We start from the raw sequence: 15,602 nt of genomic DNA, 5'->3' as shown, positions 1-15,602 counted from the left end.
TTTCTACCGGGCGTGCGCCCGATGCCAAGTGCCGTCCGTCTCGCAAGCCCGCAGCGCAGCCACCACGTCGATCATGTCGGCACGGTCAAGCGCGCCGCTCTTAGTATCGGGAAGCAACTCGATTTCCACAAAGGCGTCGAACGAGCCGTACATAACGGCGAGTAGCGACGGGCGCGGCTGCGCGGCGTGCTCCAGCTTGACCACGCGCTTCTGCAAGGCACGGACGGCGCGCATGTGTTTACGTCAGCCCGAGGCTAGCACGAAGACCCGGCACAGCCGCAGCTGAACAGGCGGTTCGGCGGCTGGCGCGGCACATACCGGCTCGGGCGGGGCAACGCGAAAGAGGGTATCCCTACGGGATTGGTGCGCTTGCTGCCTAGTTTCTCTTCGCACAGATTTGCTTTCGAAGCGGCAAGCGTTGCAGGCCGTGCGCCACGCGCGAATGGCGTTTTCCTACACGAACCCACTTGGTTATACCCGCTAGTCTCTCTCGGAAGGACTCGCCATGGCTCTGTTCGATTCGCTACTCGGCCCCGTCACCCGCATCATCGACAAGGTGGTTCCCGATCCGGACGCACGCGACAGGGCGAAGCTGGAGCTGCTGCGGCTGGAGAACTCGCGCGAGCTGGAGATGCTGCAGGCCAGCCTCTCGGCCGTGGTCGCGGAAGCCGGGTCGGCCGATCCGTGGACCAGCCGCGCCCGGCCCGGTTTCCTATACGTCATGTACCTGGTGATCCTGTGGTCGATCCCGATGGGGCTGCTCGCCGCCATCAGCCCGGAACGGGCGGCCGCCGTCGGCCGCGGCATGACCGACTACCTCGCCGCCATCCCGGAGCCGCTCTACGCGCTCTTCGGGACCGGGTACCTGGGCTATTCGGCGATGCGGCAGTGGGGCAAGACGCGCGGGTCGGACCGGTGAAGCGCTAAGCGCGCGCTAACGTTTCCCGCGTAAGGACCCTGGCCATGACTCCCCTTCGCGCGGCCTTTCCGCCCCTTCTCGCCGCCGCGATGGCGCTTGCCGGCTGCACGCCGCAGGAGCCCGAGGCGGCGGCCACCACGCAAGCCGCGGCCGACAACGCCGGATCGTCCGCCGCCGCGCGCCGCGATGCGGAACTTGCCCAATTCTACGCCGGCGACGAGGCTGTCGAGGAGGCTGGCGAGGAGGCTGGCGAGGAGGACGCCGAGGCCGAGGCGCCGCAGGAGGAGGGCTTCGCCGAGGACCTCCCCCCTGCCCGCTCGGCGGTCGAGGCGCGTCCTGCCGCGCCGCCGCCGCCCCGGCCCGAGCCCGGCCACGCGCCCGATCCCGGCATGCCGCCGATCGGCTGAGCGCGCGCCGCGCTTGCGCGCCGGGCCGCCCGCGCTAATGCTGCGGGCCGGCGGGAACGGCGCACTTGGGGATTTCGGAAGATGGCAGACAGGCTGGTCTATGTGCTGAACGGACCGAACCTGAACCGGCTCGGCAAGCGCGAGCCCGGGATCTACGGCACGCAGACGCTCGCAGACATCGGCGCCATGCTGGAGGCGCGCGGGGCAACGCTCGGCATGACCATCGCCATGCGCCAGTCCAACCACGAGGGCGCGCTGGTCGACTGGCTCCACGAAGCGGAGGACAAGGGCGCCCATGCCGTCCTGCTCAATGCCGGCGCCTACACCCACACCTCGGTCGCGCTGCTGGACGCCATCCGCGCGATCTCGGTCCCCGTGGTGGAGGTCCACCTCTCCAACCCCCATACGCGCGAGGATTTCCGCCATACGTCCTGGGTGGGCATGGCCGCGCGGGGCACGATCGCCGGCTTCGGCGCGCGCAGCTACCTTCTCGCGCTGGAGGCGGCTGCGGAGTTCTGAATCGGCCCTCCCCCGATGCGAGAGGCGATATGATCCAGATCAAGGGCGTGCCGCGTTCGGGCGGCTAGAGCGGCGGCGTCCTTGTCCTTGCGGAGCCCGCCATGCCTCTTGCCCTGTTTCCCGTCCTTCTGGCCGTCGCCGTGCTCACGAGCCTGGTGGCGCTGATCTACCTTATCGTCCACGCAAGGTCGGTGGCGGAACTGTTCCGCCGCTCCGAGATCGTGCCAGGGCCGGGACGGCCGCGCATCTCGCGCGGAGCCGTGATCGCCGCTCTGGCCGCTTTTAACCTCGGCTGGATCGCGAGCCTCGGCCTCTACTTCTCTGTCTGGGCCGATGCCGAGGACGGCGGCATCCACGCCGCGCCCCCGACGCAGCCCTGAGGCCGCGCCCGAGTTGTCCTGCCGCCAGGCTTACCCCAGCGGCACGCCGGGCACGTTCTTCGCCGTGCGGATGGTCAGCGAGGTCTTGACGCTGTCCACATTGGGCGCGGGCGTCAGCTTGCTGGTGAGGAATTCCTGAAAGCTCTGGAGATCGCGACTCACGATCTTGAGGATGAAGTCGATTTCGCCGTTGAGCATGTGACACTCGCGCACTTCCGGCAGGCCCTTCATGTGATCCTCGAAGGCGCGCAGGGCCTCCTCCGCCTGGCTCTTGAGGCTGACGAGAGCGAAGACGGTGATCGTGAAGCCCAGCTTCGACGCGTCGAGATCGGCGTGGTAGCCCTGGATCACGCCCGCCTCTTCCAGGCTGCGCACGCGGCGCAGGCACGGCGGCGCCGTCAGCCCCACCCGCTGCGCGAGCTCGACATTGGTGATCCGCCCTTCTGCCTGGAGCTCGGCGAGAAGGCGGCGGTCGATTTCATCGAGATTGATCATTCACATTCCCCGAACGCACGCGCCACTTCTTCGGATTGCAACATACCCATCGAAAACACCGGCGCGCCGTAATATTGTTGTGCCATAGCGTAATCGTCTCGCTTTGCAACGGCCGAAACTGTCCTCTTCCTCTCCCCGGCAGCTTTGCTAGGACGGAGCCGGAGCGAACCATCCGGCGTTTTCCCGATGGTAAAGGTCATGGGGCCATAGGACTCGGTCTGCCATTCCGGCAGGACCCGGAGATGGAATGCATTTCGACGATCGCCTTGCCACGGTTCTGCGCCTTCCCCGTTCCGGGGACGGACTGGCGCGGATCCAGTTTCGGCAGCTCGTCGACATTCTCGGCCAGGCCCCGGAGCAGGAGGTGACGAGCGGGGCGGTGGAGGCCGGCTTCGCCCGCCTGGAGGAGCTGGGCCGCCAGCTCTCCTCCGCCGAGCGCGCGCGCCTGCTGGACCGCCCCTTGCAGCCGATCACCAATGCGCGGCTGCTGGCCTGGCTGGCGGAGGCGGAGCCGGACGTCGCCGCTGCCGCGATCCGCGCGGCGCGGCTTTCGGACGAGGCATGGCTCGCGCTGGTGCCGCGCCTTCCGGTCCGGGCGCGCGGACTGCTGCGCCACCGCAGCGACCTTCCGGCACCAGTCAAGGCCCTCCTGGAGCGGCTCGGCGTTCATGACCGCGCGCTCCCTGCCGGCGCCTGCGAACCGGACCCGGAGGCGCCCATCCCGGACGTCCCGAGCACCAGCTTCCGCCCGCCGACGGGAGACATCGCGCTCGACCAGGACATCTCCGAGGACGTGCTCGATCTGCTCGGCCTGGCAGACGATCCGCCGCAGCCGACCTCGCTGAGCGAATGGGCCCAGGCGCGCGCCGCGCAGCAGCAGAAGGACCTGAAGGAGACGGTCGCCGCGCAGGCGCCCTCGGCGAGCGGCGAAGACGGGATCGGCGCCATCGTCCGGCGCATCGAGGCCTTCCGCAAGGCGCGCGAGACGCCGGCCGCCGCGCGCGCGGGCTCCGAAGCGCCGGGGCTGCCGCTGGGCGACGGCGCCCTGCTGGTGACGCGCGCCGCGGTGGCGATCGACTTCACCACCGACGCCGAGGGCCGCATCGACTGGGCGGACGGTCCTTACGGTCCCTCGATCGCGGGGCTCGATCTCGTCGGCCTGCGCGACGAGGACGGCATCGTCGACCTGCCGGCGGCGCTGCGACGGCGCCTGCCCTTGCGGAGCGTCCGGATCGAAGTGACCGGGGCGCCCGCGGTCAGCGGCGCATGGCAGGTCGATGCCGCCGCCTGCTTCGAGCATGCCGGGGGCCGGTTCACCGGCTACTGCGGCCGCCTGCGCCGCCGCGCGGTGGCGGACGCCCCCTCTCCTGCCATCGCGTCGGACACGGCCGAGGCGGACCGCATGCGCGAGATCCTGCACGAACTGCGAACCCCCGCCAACGCCATCCAGGTGGCAGCCGAGATCATCCAGCAGCAGCTCTACGGCCCCGCGCCGCACGAATACCGCGCCCTCGCCGCCGCCATCGCCGGGGACTGCGCGCATATCCTGGCCGGGTTCGAGGAACTGGACCGGCTGGTGAAGCTCGAATGCGGGGCCTTGCTGCTCGATGCCGGCGAATGCGACCTCGCGCGCGTACTCGCGCAGACGGTGGTGCGCCTGCGGGCCTGGACCGGGCCGCGCGACAGCGGTTTCCTGCTTCCCGTCGACCCCTCGGCGGCATCGCTGCCGGTGCGAGTCGCCCGGGTGGAGGTCGAGCGGCTGGTCTGGCGCCTGTTCGCCGTCCTCGCCGGCTCGACTGCACCCGGTGAGAAACTGGCGCTCTCATGGTCCCTGCGCGGTGCCATGCTCGACGTGACCGTGGCCCTGCCCGCGGTTCTCGCCGAACGCGACCCGGCCTCGCTGTACGACGCGATCGCCACCGAACGCAGCCAGTCGCTCGCCGCCGGCATGTTCGGGATCGGCTTCACCCTGCGCCTGGCCGCGGCGGAGGCGGCGGCAGCGGGGGGCGGGCTGCAGCGCATCGGCGACACCCTTCGCCTCTCGCTGCCGGCGCTCGCCGGGGCGGAGGCCGGCGATAGCAGTTCGTCAACGACTTCGCGCTAGAGCACCCGCTGATGCGACCCGCGGAGGGGAAAGTTTCATTGCCCGGCCCCAACCTGTTGAAACCGCCCGGAAAGGACGCGTTCGCCGCGTTCGTTGCCGGGTTCGGGCAGCGCTTCATCGTCACCGTGGACACCGAGGAGGAGTTCGACTGGGCCGCACCGCTCGATCGCGACCGGCATGGCGTCGTCACCGTGCCTGCGCTGCGCAAGTTCCAGCGGTTCTGCGAAGGCTTCGGCGTCGTGCCCAGCTACCTGGTCGACTGGCCGGTGGCGTCTTCGTCCCTCGCTCCGCAAGCGATCGGCGAGGCCGTGTCGCGCGGGGCGGCGGAGGTGGGCGTGCAGCTGCACCCCTGGGTCAGCCCTCCCTTCGTGGAGGATGTGAGTGAATTCAACAGCTTCGCGGGCAATCTTCCCTTCGAACTGGAGAGCGCCAAGCTGCATGCGCTGCGCGACCGGATCGAAAGCGCGTTCGGCACCGCGCCGCTGATCTACCGCGCCGGGCGGTACGGCCTGGGTCCGCGCACGGCGGAGATCCTGCGCGCGTGCGGCATCGCGATCGACACATCGGTCCGTGCCCGCTTCGACTACAGCGGCACGGGCGGGCCGAATTACCGCGAGCACCCGCTGCGGCCCTATTGGGCGGACGCGGACCGGCATCTGCTCGAGCTGCCGCTGACGACGGTCTACTGGGGCCCGCTGCGCCAGCTCGGCAACGTGATCTATCCGCAGCTCTGGCGCGCGCCGCGCTTTCGCGGGCTGCTCGCGCGCGCGGGCCTGCTGGAGCGCATCCCGCTCACGCCCGAAGGGATCACGGCCGAGGAGGCGCTGCGCGGGGTCGACATCGCCATCGACGAGGGCCTGCCGGTGCTGGTGTTCTCGTTCCACAGCCCGTCCCTCGCTCCCGGGCACACCCCCTACGTGCGCGACGACGAGGATCTGGACGCGCTCTACGACTGGTGGCGGGCGCTGTTCGCGCATCTGGCGCGACGCGGCGTGCGCCCCACCAGCGTCCGGGAAATCATGGCTTCGGTCCAGCGGGGATAGAACCCCGCTTGCCTGATCCGCGCGCGCAAGCTAACGCGCTCGGCATCCGGCCTCGTCGATGGGCCGGGACCGGCAAGGCGGGCCTGTAGCTCAGCGGTTAGAGCTGGCCGCTCATAACGGCTAGGTCGCGGGTTCGAATCCTGCCGGGCCCACCATCGCCGGACGCCGCTTCGGCGGCACACATCGACGCCCGTACGGTCGGGGAGTAGCGCAGCCCGGTAGCGCGCCTGCTTTGGGAGCAGGATGTCGCAGGTTCGAATCCTGTCTCCCCGACCACTTTTCCGCCGTTCCGGCCAGTTCCGAAGCGCAAGCGAATGGAAACGAAGGGAGAACAGCGGAAGCAATCGGCAACGTGAGTCACGGAATAGTCCCGGACAACTCACCAGCCGATCCCGGCGCCGCGTTCCCGGTATGGTCTCCTGACCTCATCATCTATCACGACAAGTGCGCTGACGGAATTGTCGCCGCTTGGGCGTGCTGGAGGTGCTGGGGCGAATCGCCCGAGTACCGCTCGGCGAACTACGGCTTCCCGCCGCCGGAGGGCGTGGCGGGCAAGAACATCCTGATCGTCGACTTCAGCTACAAGGCTGACGATCTCCGCGCGATGGTCGCAGCTGGCGCGAGGTCGGTCATCATCCTGGATCACCACGAAACTGCTCAGGCCGCGCTGGAGCCATTCCGGTTCCGCGAAAGCTCGCCCGGGGCGGTCTCGGCCCGGGACGTCGACGGGATGTTGCGCGACCTGGACGAGCTCGGCCGGCCCCCGATCGTCGCCATGTTCGACATGGATCGCAGCGGAGCACACATGGCGTGGGACTTTGCGATGCATGGAGCCGAAGCGCCCCAACTCGTTCTGCTGGCCGAGTGCTACGACCTGTGGCGCTTCGCGCCCAACACGCTGGACAATGCCGAGTTGCTCCACCTCGACATTCAGGCGGGCGAGCTGACGGTCGCGCGCATGGAGAGCATCCACCAAGAACTCGAGAACGACGAGCAGGCACCGCTCATCCGCGGCCGGACAATCGAGTCCTGGCGCCAGCCGCTGATTCGGGAGATTGCCGCGCGTGCGCATGTGGCAACAGTCGGCGGCGTGGAGGGCGTCGTTACGGTGGAATGCCCCTATTCGCTCGTGTCGGCCGTCGGCCACCATCTACTCAACAAGCATCCGGCCGCGCCGTTCGCTGCGATGTCCGTCACCGGCGAGAAGGCGGTGAGCTGGTCCCTGCGAAGCGCCGACGATCGGCAGAGCGTCAGCGAGGTTGCCAGCCGCTTCGGCGGCGGCGGACATCGCAACGCGGCCGGATTCCGGGTCGAGCGACTGGACCGGCCAGCCCTCCGGGATCACCTCACAGCGCAGGAGAAGGGGCATGGGTAGGATCAGCCCCCCAGCAGTTGGCAGGACCGTGCAGTCCCTGTCCAAGCTCGAGAAGGCATGGCTAAAACGCCGCAATTGCGGATGGTGCGGCGCCCCCGGCACAGCGAAGCGGTGTCAGGCGATGTACGGAGACAGGTGCGACATGGACGCCCAGCGCGCGATATGGCTGGCGGATTACAAGCCCCGCGCCCTAGGCGCCCAGCACGATGGGGATGGGTGATCTCGAGCGCTCTTGATCCGCGGCCTCCCACACTTGTACGCCTTCAGGCATGACGCGGAGCGTGGGCGCGATTCGGGGGGCGTATGAAATCTATCGCTGCAGGATTGCTGTTGGTGGCCGCCTCTGTAGGCATTGCCGACACCCCGCTATGCGGAACGGCCCTCGCCTCAACCTGCTGCAAGATCTGCCGGACCGGCAAGGCCTGCGGCAACAGCTGTATCTCTCGGGAAAAGCAGTGCCATAAGGGCAAGGGCTGCGCCTGCAACGGCTGAGCGACCCCATACGGAGCGACGATCTAGCATGTCCCTGCTCATCCTGGCCGCGGCCGGCCTTTGCATCGCTTCCATCCACGACGGCGATACCGTCCGCCTATGCACCGGCGAGCGGGTGCGCCTGGCCGGCATTGACGCACCAGAGGTGGATCCGTCGCCGCGGTGCGCCCCGCAGCAGCGGCAGCGGCTTGCTTCGAGCAAGAACCCGCCCTGGTGCGACTACGCGGCCGGCTTGGGCTTGAGAGGCTGGCCCGTCTTCTTGCTTTTCAGCACCAGCGGGAAGCCCCACGTCATAGGGCGGATGGTCCCATCGGCGACGACGAGTCCAGGATAGCCCGGGTAGACCTCCTCCGCATAGTTTGCCCCGGGCATGTGGGCGGCGCCGAAGAATTGCGCGATCTCGGCGTCTTTCGTGCGCAGGAGGTATAGGTTGCACATTGCGGCATGATGCCGTTGTTCAACGATCGAAGCTAGTCCTGGCCGAAATCAGCGGCGTTGCCTCGCCTGTTCGATCAGCAGCCGAACCGTGGCGAAGAGCATAAGCGTGGGGCCATCATTCACGCCCTGCTGCCGAGCGGCGAGATCCACTAAGCGCTCCAGGTCATTGGCGGGTAGAGTAACGAAGGGCGTCATGAGAACATAATAGAAACACATATACCGATTCGGCAAGTGGCATGCCGGCTACCAGATCCGCCACCATGGACGGCGCGCTGCGGCGATGGCGGCGGCATCGCGCTTCTCGCAGCGCTCCACGATCCCGATCGCCGTCACCGTCCGATCGTTCGCCTTGTCCAGCTGCGCGGTCTGCGCGTCGGCGAACTGGACCCAGTCGCCGGCGGTGTCGCCGTCAGGGAGAGGGGCGCCCGGTATCGGTGCCCGCCACTCGTCCGGCAGCAGCGCGCTGCAGGCACTGCTCGCTGTCACGATAGGCGGCCCGCTTGCACAGGCTGTCGAGGCCAGCATCGCGCAGGCGGGGATCCACCGCAGCTTCCGCTCCGGGTGCCTTGCGTATCGCATCGTCGTTCTCCCTGGTCAGATCGTCGCTGGCCGAACTTCGCCCGGAAACGGCTCCCACCGCGCCGACGGCATCCTTGCCGCTGCCCAGCGCCGCCTCGCCCTGTTTCGCGCTCAGCGCGGCCTCCTTGCCCGCCTGCCGGGCGCGCTGGCATCGCTCGACGCCGAACAGGATCACCGCGACCAGGACCAGCGCCAGCACCACGCGGCCGAGGGCCGAGGCGACGAATGCGGAAACCCGGCTCATGCGACGCCCTTCACCTTCTCGAAGGCGCGGATGCCGAAGATGCCGCCGGCGAACAGCAGGACCTGCACCAGGTAGCCTTCGGCCAGCGGCCGCTCGATCGTGGGGCCGACGACGAAGGCGTAGAGCAGGCCTCCGGCCGTCACCCACTCGGCAGTCGGCCGCGCCAGGCGCACATAGGCCTGGAACCAGGCCGTCTGCCGCACCGGATGGTCCGGCATCGGGATGGTGGCGGGGATCGGGCGCGCGGCCATCTCGGCGGGGTCCTCGGTCACGAGGCGGACCTGTACAGCTCGGCCTCGTCGGCGCGGCGCTTCTTCAGCCCCTCCAGCGGCTTGCCGTCGTTGTAGATCCACTTGCCGAACTCGGCCGCGGCGCCGGCGTAGTTGCCGGCCTTGTGCAGCTTGCCCAGCGTGGACTTGCCGATCGCGCCGGTGTTGTAGTGGAACGCCACCAGGGCATCGAACTGGTCCTGCGTCGTCGGTGCATCGGCGAGGAAGCCGGACACCTCGTTGGCATAGCGCACCAGGTCGCGCTCGAACCGCGCGTCGCACTCGGCCTTGGTCCAGATCGTGCCTCGGCCGATGTCGGGGCCGGTCGATCCCCACCCGATGGTCCAGGGCCTGCCGTCTTTGCTGCCGGGGTCGGGGTAAGCCTCGAAGCGGCCGTCGGGGCGCCGCTTCGCGCAGCCCTCCCACTTGTGCATCAGGGCGATGCCCTTTGTGCCCACGCGGCGGGGCGCGGAGGTGGCGCGGGGCACGTCCACCCGGTCCAGCGCCTCGTCCAGGATGAGCACGTCACCGGGAGAGATATCGCCTTTCACGGCGCGGACTGCATCGAAGATGCTCTTGCGGGGATCCATTGTCAGTTTCCTTTCTGTCGGTCTGCCACGCGTTCGGCGGCGAGGATCGTCTGTGCGCGGTCCCGCGCCTCGGAATAGCCCTGCTGCCGCGCCTCCAGGCGCATCGCGCGCGCTTCGGCCTCGGCATGCTTCGCCTGGCACTCGGCCAGTTGTCCGCGCAGGTCCTGGATCTCTCCCTCGGCGTGATCGAGGCGGGACGACACGCGGGCGAGCTCGGCACGCAACTGGTCGATCACGAACCGGGTGTCGGCATCGAGCACCGCCTGCCGCTTGTCGAGGCGGCCGGCGAAGAACTCCATGGCCCACTTAATCACGCCGAAGCCGCCCCCTGCCGCAAAGCCGGCGCCAAGCCACCCGGGCAGCCAATTCGGGATGATGGTGAAGAAGTCGGCGGTCACGGGGTGAGAGCGACGCCGCTCGCCAGAGCCGCCGAAGCCTCCTCCGCGATGAAGTACTCGTTACCGTCCTCGCGCTCGGCCTTGAGGCGCTTGCCCTTGGGGGCGGACAGGGTGACAGATGCGAACATATTGGGGTTCTCCTAGTGTCAGTCGTTTTGCGCGCCCCAAGTGTTGCCGCCTGAGGCGTATGTGGCCGCTCCCGACTTGATGGTCATGCCGGCTTGCGAGAAGACGTTGCCCGACGCGCGGATCACTGTGGTGGCAGGGGCTGCGTCGAGGACTGGTGTTGTTGCGCTCAGAGACCCTGAGTTTCCCGTCAAGCTAATCCTCGTGGAACCAGTTACCTCGGAAGGCACTGAAAGGAGCGGGCCATTGCCGATGGCCCTCGCACCCGTCATTGAGAAGTTACCACCAGCGCTGCTGGAGACCGCAAAAATGGCACCACCAGCGACGTTAACCCTCACGTCGGGACCGCTCACGTGATTGCAGTTGGCGAAGCCACGCAGGGAAGCCTCGAACTTCCCGCCTTCGACGTGCGCGCAGCTGAGAGCCGCCATTGTGATGGCCCCGCGAGTGGCACCGCTCTTCAGTGTCTGCCAGCCATTGAAGCCGGCGATAATCGTCGCGCCGCCGCGCACGACAACTTCGTCGCCCTCCGATATATTGCCTGAGAAGGCACCAAGATATGCCGCCCCCGGCGTGCCGTCGATGCAGCGGATCGCGGTGTTGGCAGTGGACGGTTTGAGACCGGGCGATCCAGATGCCTGCCACACGGCGTCGGGACCGTAAGAGGCGTCTGTCGAGAAGAACCACTCCACCTTGTTGCGTCGGCTGGCGTTGTTCTCACAGCGGTATAATGTCTCAGTCGACTCACCAAAGCGGATGACGTTGTACATCGTGGATTTGTCCACGATCCTATTGTCGGCGAACTCGTTATCGTAGACACCAGCCGTCGTGGCACTGGCATGTGGGAAGATTGAAAGCAGAGTGGCTCGATAGATGCTCTCGGACAGGGGTAATCCGAGATCTGCGGCTTCTAGCGCATAGATGCGATTTCGCCCGACTGTGCTGAGCCGAGTGATGCCGTAAACACCGAATATCGCGACCGCCTCATCGGTGGTGTAGTGGTAGATGTCGCTGTCATCGATGAGTATTTTCTCGGTGACGTTAATGGCCACCGAACCATCGCTACAGAGGTTTCTGATCCAGATGCAACCCCCGCCACCCGCGGAGACGCGGGTGGCCCCGTAAGCGCCAGTGAGCTGGTAGAACTGACAGCGACGCACGTATCCACCATGCACTGACGCATAGAAGTCGAGCAGAGCGTCGACGTTAAAGGGCTTGCCGGTAATCGGGTTGATTGCCCGATTAGCGCGAAGAACAATTCGCTCAATGTCGGCGAACTCGACGTTTGCCAGGCCAATGAGCGAGTGGACTTTGTTCGGGGTAGTGACTACCTCGAAACCGTAGTAGCGAACGCGATCCGCGGCGACCGCGTTGTAGCTTGTACTCCAGTGCTTGTTGACGATGCAGAACTGTGAGAGCGGGTAAGCGCCCATGGTGATGTTCGAGACGTCGATCTTGCTCTTACCCGGCGTACCGAGCAGACGGCTGACGCGCACCGTTCGGGCCAGGTAGATCGTGAAAGGCGGCAGCAGGACGGCAACGCCGAACAACTCGGCGCGTGCTACCGCGACATCGAGCTTGTCACTGGTCTGCTGGGGCGTGTCGGTAGGCAGAATGCCTGTGGGGACGCCGACATTGTAGTCGAGCACATCCTGCATAGCGAGGCCTGAGGCCGTCGCGAGAAGGTTGGCACCTTTGGTGGGGTCCGCCAGATCGGCATATGTCGAACGGCTTTCAAGCTGGATTTGGGCGGCCTCGCTAACTGGCAAATCATTCGGATCATCCGGATATCCGAAGTCCTCACCTTTTCCCCAACGCCTTTTGGGCGTATAAAACGGTGGTTCATTTGTGATCTGGTAAATCCAGCGCACGCCGGGGTAAGGGCCTTCCTCGCCCTGGTCGTCGGAGTTGAAGTACGAGCCGGGATCGAGAGAGCTGATCGCCTCTTGGAGGGTCGGCTTGTAGTCGGAGCTGGTGAGAGCGCCGTCCACCTGGGTTTCCAGGACCCGAATGGCAGCACGTGCGGGGGTATCAACGTGCATGGTCACGCTCCGATCAGGTTCGCGATTGCGCTGGAAAGCGCCTCGAGCCCCTGCGCGCGACCGGGATAGCGGTCGTCGTGGCCGGGGTCGGACAGGCTGGTCACGGTGCATCCGGTCACCGGGTCCACAGTGCCGGTCTTCAGCGGGTAGCCGCTGTGCAGCGTCTGATGCATCCAGTCGGACACGAAGCGCAGCTTGTCGTCGCCGGCCGCCACCGCGTCGCGCACGGCCTTGACTTGGGCGGCGAGCACCGGGCGGGTGTTCTTCCACATGATGTCGGCGCGGTTGACCATGCCGAGGCCGCCGGCCCAGCAGACGATTTCTGCGGGCAGCCACGCGCGGCGGAACTCCGCGAGTATCGCCGGGTACATCTCGTTCATGCGGGCGACGGCGCCGGCCGATCCGACCTGCGCCACGTCGTTGTCCCCGATGTCCCACAGAACGATGTCGATGTCGGTGGGTAGAGCGAAGCGGTCCCGGTAGTTCACCAGGTCGACCCGCAACCCAGTGGCGGTCCCGCCGCCCAGCAGCGGCAACGAGCCGGGAATGACCGGCACCGCCGATCCGCTCCCGGGGTCGTTGCTGAGGAACGGGTTCGTGCGATGCCGTGTGTCGAAGACCGCGCTGGTGTAGGCCGCTGTCGCCGCCGAACCGGGGCCGAGCACCGACGTCCACACCTCGTAGGAGCCCACCCCGCCGATGTAGGGATAGGTCCCGAAGATGTTCGCGATGCCCCAGCCACCGCGGCCTTCGCCGTACTGCTGCGGCCCATCGCCATAGTTGGGACCTACGGCGTTCTCCAACGTGCCGTAGAACACGATGTTGATGTTCCACGCGGCGAGATAGGCCTTGAGGTAGCGCGCGAAGAGGGTCGCGCTATGGCTGTCGCCGAAATAGATGCACTTGATCGTCACGGGCTCGGCGAACGGCACCTGCACCACCCGCACGGGCAGCACGCGCGAGACTATCCGATGCGCGGTCTCCTTCGCCCGCAGGATCAGCGACAGTTCCTTGCCCTCGAGCCGCCCGGGATCGAGCAAGATCGTGTCCTGCGCCCTGGCGTTCGCGAATACGGGCTGGGTCCCCACGGGCAGGTCGGGCTCGGGGCCGGCCACCAGCTCCACCGTCACGTCGGCCGCGCGTTCCACCAGCCCGTTGCTCGCGATGAAGGGAAGCGCGCGGTCGCTCGTCAGGAATATTTCGTCGCCCATCAGCGGCGCGGCGTCGACGGGTGCGGGAAAGTCCGCGCCGCTGATCCAGAAGCCGGGAGTGCTGCCCACGTAATACTGCGCCTTGGTCACCTTCACCCGGTGCGGCGCCGTGATGCTGCCCATGCCGAATGCGATCTTGGCGATGCCCGCCTGCGTCGCACGGCCCGCGTAGTAATACTCCCGCACGGTGGAGCTCTTTTCGCGCAGGAGCACACCGCCCAGCTGAGGAGTGTTCAACGTATTCTCGGCCGCGTAAGTCCAGACCAGCGGGAAGCCGAACTCGCCGGGTGTCTCGGCCTCCGCGCTCCAGCGCGCGACGATGTAGTCACCGGCCGCGATCGGCGCTTCAAGGTAGTCGCCCATCATCGCCGGGAACCCCGGCTTGTTACGGATGCCCTGCGTGAAACCCTCGGCCACCAGATCCGCGTCGTCGATGTCGACCACCTCGACCCGCGACACGTCGTCGTCCGCGAACAGCGGGCCGGGATAGAGAAACGGGGCCCAGCCCACTTCCCTGCCGTAGCGGAACATGTTGGGCACCGATCCGCCCGGGACATCGCCAGCGAGCGGGCCCTTGATCTGGATGATGCGCCCGCGCCACGACACAGCCAGCACGATCTGCGTGGGGCTGTCGACCAGTGAGGTGTTGCTGCCCTCGACGTAGATCATCGCCGCCAGCGAGGCCGCCTTGCGCGCGTCGTCCGCGCTGGCCCCGCCCGAGATCTCGTCGTCGTAGGTCGAATTGTAGATCGTCAGGTCGAAGATGTGCCGGCGGATCGAGTTGCCCGTGCTGATCGGCAAGGCAAACGCGGCCCCCACGGGCGGCTCGTAGTACGGGCTGACGCCGTTGTACTTGTAGCCCAAGAAGAAGAACGCGCTGTAGTACAGCGTGCTGCCGTCCAGGATGTGGTTGGCGCTCGCCCATACGGTGTTGTTGGTCGCCCAGCTCGGCGTAATCCAGTCGTTCTCCGCGGCGCTCCATTGCGACCACAGGTCCCCCTCCAGGACGTAGACCTGCATGCCGTCGTAGCGCAGGCCTACGGGGATGCTGGCGCGGTCGCCGTAGGTGGCCAGCAGCAGCGGAATGCGCGCACCGGCCGAATGGAAGACAAGGACCTGATCGGCGACGCTGCCGTTCCGGCGATAGAGCGTCAGGCTGTCCGGCAGGACGGACGATACCCAGAACGTCGCCCCGTCGGCCACCACGGCCAGGCCGGCGGCCACGTTGGGATAGATGCTGGGCGCGCTCGCCGCCGCCAACGCCGCGGCCGCCGCGTGCCCCTGGGCGGCGCTCGCCGATCCGCCGGCCGCCAGCGCGCTCGATGCCGCCGCGCCGGCGCTGGCCGATGCCGCGGCCGCGCTGTTCGACGCGGCGGACGCGCTGCCGGCCGAGGCTGCGGCCGCGCTCTGCGCGCCGCCCTCGGCCAAGATCGCGCCGGCCAGGGCGTCCTCCGCGCGCTCGGCCGACTCCGCGGCCGAACCCGGATCGTTGGCCACGCCCACCAGCTGGTCGCCGATGCGCATCAGCACCTCGCCGGGCGCGATCTCGCCCACCGCCAGGCCGGCCTGGCCGACGTCGGCCTTGAGCGCGCGATCGACATCACGCTTTAGCGCTTGGTCGCGCAGCGCCGCGCGATCGTACCCCTCGTTGACGGGCTCCGCGAGCCAGGCGGAGCCGTTCTCGAACTGGAGATCCTGGGTGAACGATGGATCCAGAAGGATCAGGATGGTGTGGCCAGCCGCCGGCGGACTCGAGAACGTCACCGATCCGCCCGCGCCAGCGTTAATGGTGACGGTATAGGGTACCGGCGCGACATCCACGCTGGATGCATCGCGCGCCACCACTCCCACCTCAGCCGCCGAAGGCGCCGTGAACGTGAACGGGAAGACCGTCGTTACACCGTTGCCCGCGTAAGGGCCCGAATACGCGTTGTCGGTCGAAACAGCCATCGAAGCCCTGCCAGTAGTCCT

General features: G+C 67.5%; 18 protein-coding genes and 2 tRNA genes. 9 read left to right on the top strand and 11 right to left on the bottom strand.

What is annotated here, in order from left to right:
• Nucleotides 1-3: 3 nt before the first annotated feature.
• On the bottom strand, nt 4-234 hold the full coding sequence (locus ACFFJC_RS10805) for a hypothetical protein (protein ID WP_379487516.1): 231 nt from the start codon (nt 232-234) through the stop codon (nt 4-6).
• A gap of 271 nt (nt 235-505) precedes the next feature.
• Between ACFFJC_RS10805 and ACFFJC_RS10800 the strand changes: the two genes are divergently transcribed.
• From ACFFJC_RS10800 to ACFFJC_RS10785, 4 genes are all read left to right on the top strand, one after another.
• The gene (locus ACFFJC_RS10800; protein WP_379487515.1) at nt 506-919 is read left to right on the top strand and encodes a holin family protein; all 414 of its coding nucleotides are present in this window, start codon (nt 506-508) and stop codon (nt 917-919) included.
• A gap of 44 nt (nt 920-963) precedes the next feature.
• The gene (locus ACFFJC_RS10795; protein WP_379487514.1) at nt 964-1,326 is read left to right on the top strand and encodes a hypothetical protein; all 363 of its coding nucleotides are present in this window, start codon (nt 964-966) and stop codon (nt 1,324-1,326) included.
• Between the two features lie 81 nt (nt 1,327-1,407).
• Nucleotides 1,408-1,845 carry a type II 3-dehydroquinate dehydratase gene (gene aroQ / locus ACFFJC_RS10790; RefSeq protein WP_379487513.1) on the top strand — a complete coding sequence of 146 codons (438 nt, stop codon included), beginning with the start codon at nt 1,408-1,410 and terminating at the stop codon, nt 1,843-1,845.
• Between the two features lie 101 nt (nt 1,846-1,946).
• On the top strand, nt 1,947-2,225 hold the full coding sequence (locus ACFFJC_RS10785; RefSeq protein ID WP_379487512.1) for a hypothetical protein: 279 nt from the start codon (nt 1,947-1,949) through the stop codon (nt 2,223-2,225).
• A gap of 30 nt (nt 2,226-2,255) precedes the next feature.
• On the opposite strand, the gene ACFFJC_RS10780 is transcribed toward ACFFJC_RS10785, so the two are convergent.
• Nucleotides 2,256-2,720: an Lrp/AsnC family transcriptional regulator gene (locus ACFFJC_RS10780; RefSeq protein ID WP_379487511.1), complete on the bottom strand. Its 465-nt coding sequence runs from the start codon at nt 2,718-2,720 to the stop codon at nt 2,256-2,258.
• Between the two features lie 247 nt (nt 2,721-2,967).
• On the opposite strand from ACFFJC_RS10780, the gene ACFFJC_RS10775 reads away from it, so the two are divergent.
• From ACFFJC_RS10775 to ACFFJC_RS10755, 5 genes are all read left to right on the top strand, one after another.
• Nucleotides 2,968-4,824 carry a histidine kinase gene (locus tag ACFFJC_RS10775; RefSeq protein ID WP_379487510.1) on the top strand — a complete coding sequence of 619 codons (1,857 nt, stop codon included), beginning with the start codon at nt 2,968-2,970 and terminating at the stop codon, nt 4,822-4,824.
• A gap of 38 nt (nt 4,825-4,862) precedes the next feature.
• Nucleotides 4,863-5,867, top strand: a complete 1,005-nt coding sequence (locus tag ACFFJC_RS10770) for a polysaccharide deacetylase family protein (protein WP_379487509.1) — start codon at nt 4,863-4,865, stop codon at nt 5,865-5,867.
• Nucleotides 5,868-5,946: 79 nt separating this feature from the next.
• Nucleotides 5,947-6,022, top strand: a tRNA-Ile gene (locus ACFFJC_RS10765).
• Nucleotides 6,023-6,066: 44 nt separating this feature from the next.
• A tRNA-Pro gene (locus ACFFJC_RS10760) sits at nt 6,067-6,143 on the top strand.
• Nucleotides 6,144-6,411: 268 nt separating this feature from the next.
• On the top strand, nt 6,412-7,242 hold the full coding sequence (locus tag ACFFJC_RS10755; protein WP_379487508.1) for a DHHA1 domain-containing protein: 831 nt from the start codon (nt 6,412-6,414) through the stop codon (nt 7,240-7,242).
• 711 nt (nt 7,243-7,953) lie between these two features.
• Here the strand turns inward: ACFFJC_RS10755 and ACFFJC_RS10750 are convergent.
• The 9 genes from ACFFJC_RS10750 to ACFFJC_RS10710 all read right to left on the bottom strand — a co-directional run bounded on the left by ACFFJC_RS10750 (nt 7,954) and on the right by ACFFJC_RS10710 (nt 15,581).
• On the bottom strand, nt 7,954-8,172 hold the full coding sequence (locus tag ACFFJC_RS10750; RefSeq protein ID WP_379487507.1) for an SOS response-associated peptidase family protein: 219 nt from the start codon (nt 8,170-8,172) through the stop codon (nt 7,954-7,956).
• 48 nt (nt 8,173-8,220) lie between these two features.
• The gene (locus ACFFJC_RS10745; protein WP_379487506.1) at nt 8,221-8,367 is read right to left on the bottom strand and encodes a hypothetical protein; all 147 of its coding nucleotides are present in this window, start codon (nt 8,365-8,367) and stop codon (nt 8,221-8,223) included.
• 214 nt (nt 8,368-8,581) lie between these two features.
• Entirely contained in the window at nt 8,582-8,995 is a 414-nt protein-coding gene (locus ACFFJC_RS10740; RefSeq protein ID WP_379487505.1) for a hypothetical protein, read from the bottom strand.
• On the bottom strand, nt 8,992-9,267 hold the full coding sequence (locus ACFFJC_RS10735) for a hypothetical protein (RefSeq protein WP_379487504.1): 276 nt from the start codon (nt 9,265-9,267) through the stop codon (nt 8,992-8,994). Before ACFFJC_RS10735 ends, ACFFJC_RS10740 begins: the two co-directional genes overlap by 4 nt.
• Nucleotides 9,264-9,854, bottom strand: coding sequence for a lysozyme (locus ACFFJC_RS10730; protein ID WP_379487503.1), 591 nt, complete (start codon nt 9,852-9,854; stop codon nt 9,264-9,266). The genes ACFFJC_RS10735 and ACFFJC_RS10730 overlap by 4 nt, the downstream gene beginning before the upstream one ends.
• Before the next feature lie 2 nt (nt 9,855-9,856).
• On the bottom strand, nt 9,857-10,252 hold the full coding sequence (locus tag ACFFJC_RS10725) for a hypothetical protein (RefSeq protein ID WP_379487502.1): 396 nt from the start codon (nt 10,250-10,252) through the stop codon (nt 9,857-9,859).
• On the bottom strand, nt 10,249-10,380 hold the full coding sequence (locus ACFFJC_RS10720) for a hypothetical protein (protein WP_379487501.1): 132 nt from the start codon (nt 10,378-10,380) through the stop codon (nt 10,249-10,251). The genes ACFFJC_RS10725 and ACFFJC_RS10720 overlap by 4 nt, the downstream gene beginning before the upstream one ends.
• 18 nt (nt 10,381-10,398) lie before the next feature.
• A complete protein-coding gene (locus ACFFJC_RS10715) occupies nt 10,399-12,420 on the bottom strand; it encodes a hypothetical protein (RefSeq protein WP_379487500.1) in 2,022 nt (673 codons plus the stop codon).
• Nucleotides 12,421-12,422: 2 nt separating this feature from the next.
• Nucleotides 12,423-15,581 carry a hypothetical protein gene (locus ACFFJC_RS10710; RefSeq protein ID WP_379487499.1) on the bottom strand — a complete coding sequence of 1,053 codons (3,159 nt, stop codon included), beginning with the start codon at nt 15,579-15,581 and terminating at the stop codon, nt 12,423-12,425.
• Nucleotides 15,582-15,602: the final 21 nt, after the last annotated feature.

Source organism: Novosphingobium soli (assembly GCF_042432915.1).
Classification (GTDB): domain Bacteria; phylum Pseudomonadota; class Alphaproteobacteria; order Sphingomonadales; family Sphingomonadaceae; genus Novosphingobium; species Novosphingobium soli.
Note: the sequence above shows the minus strand (reverse complement) of the source record. Positions and strands in the feature narration are given on the sequence as shown.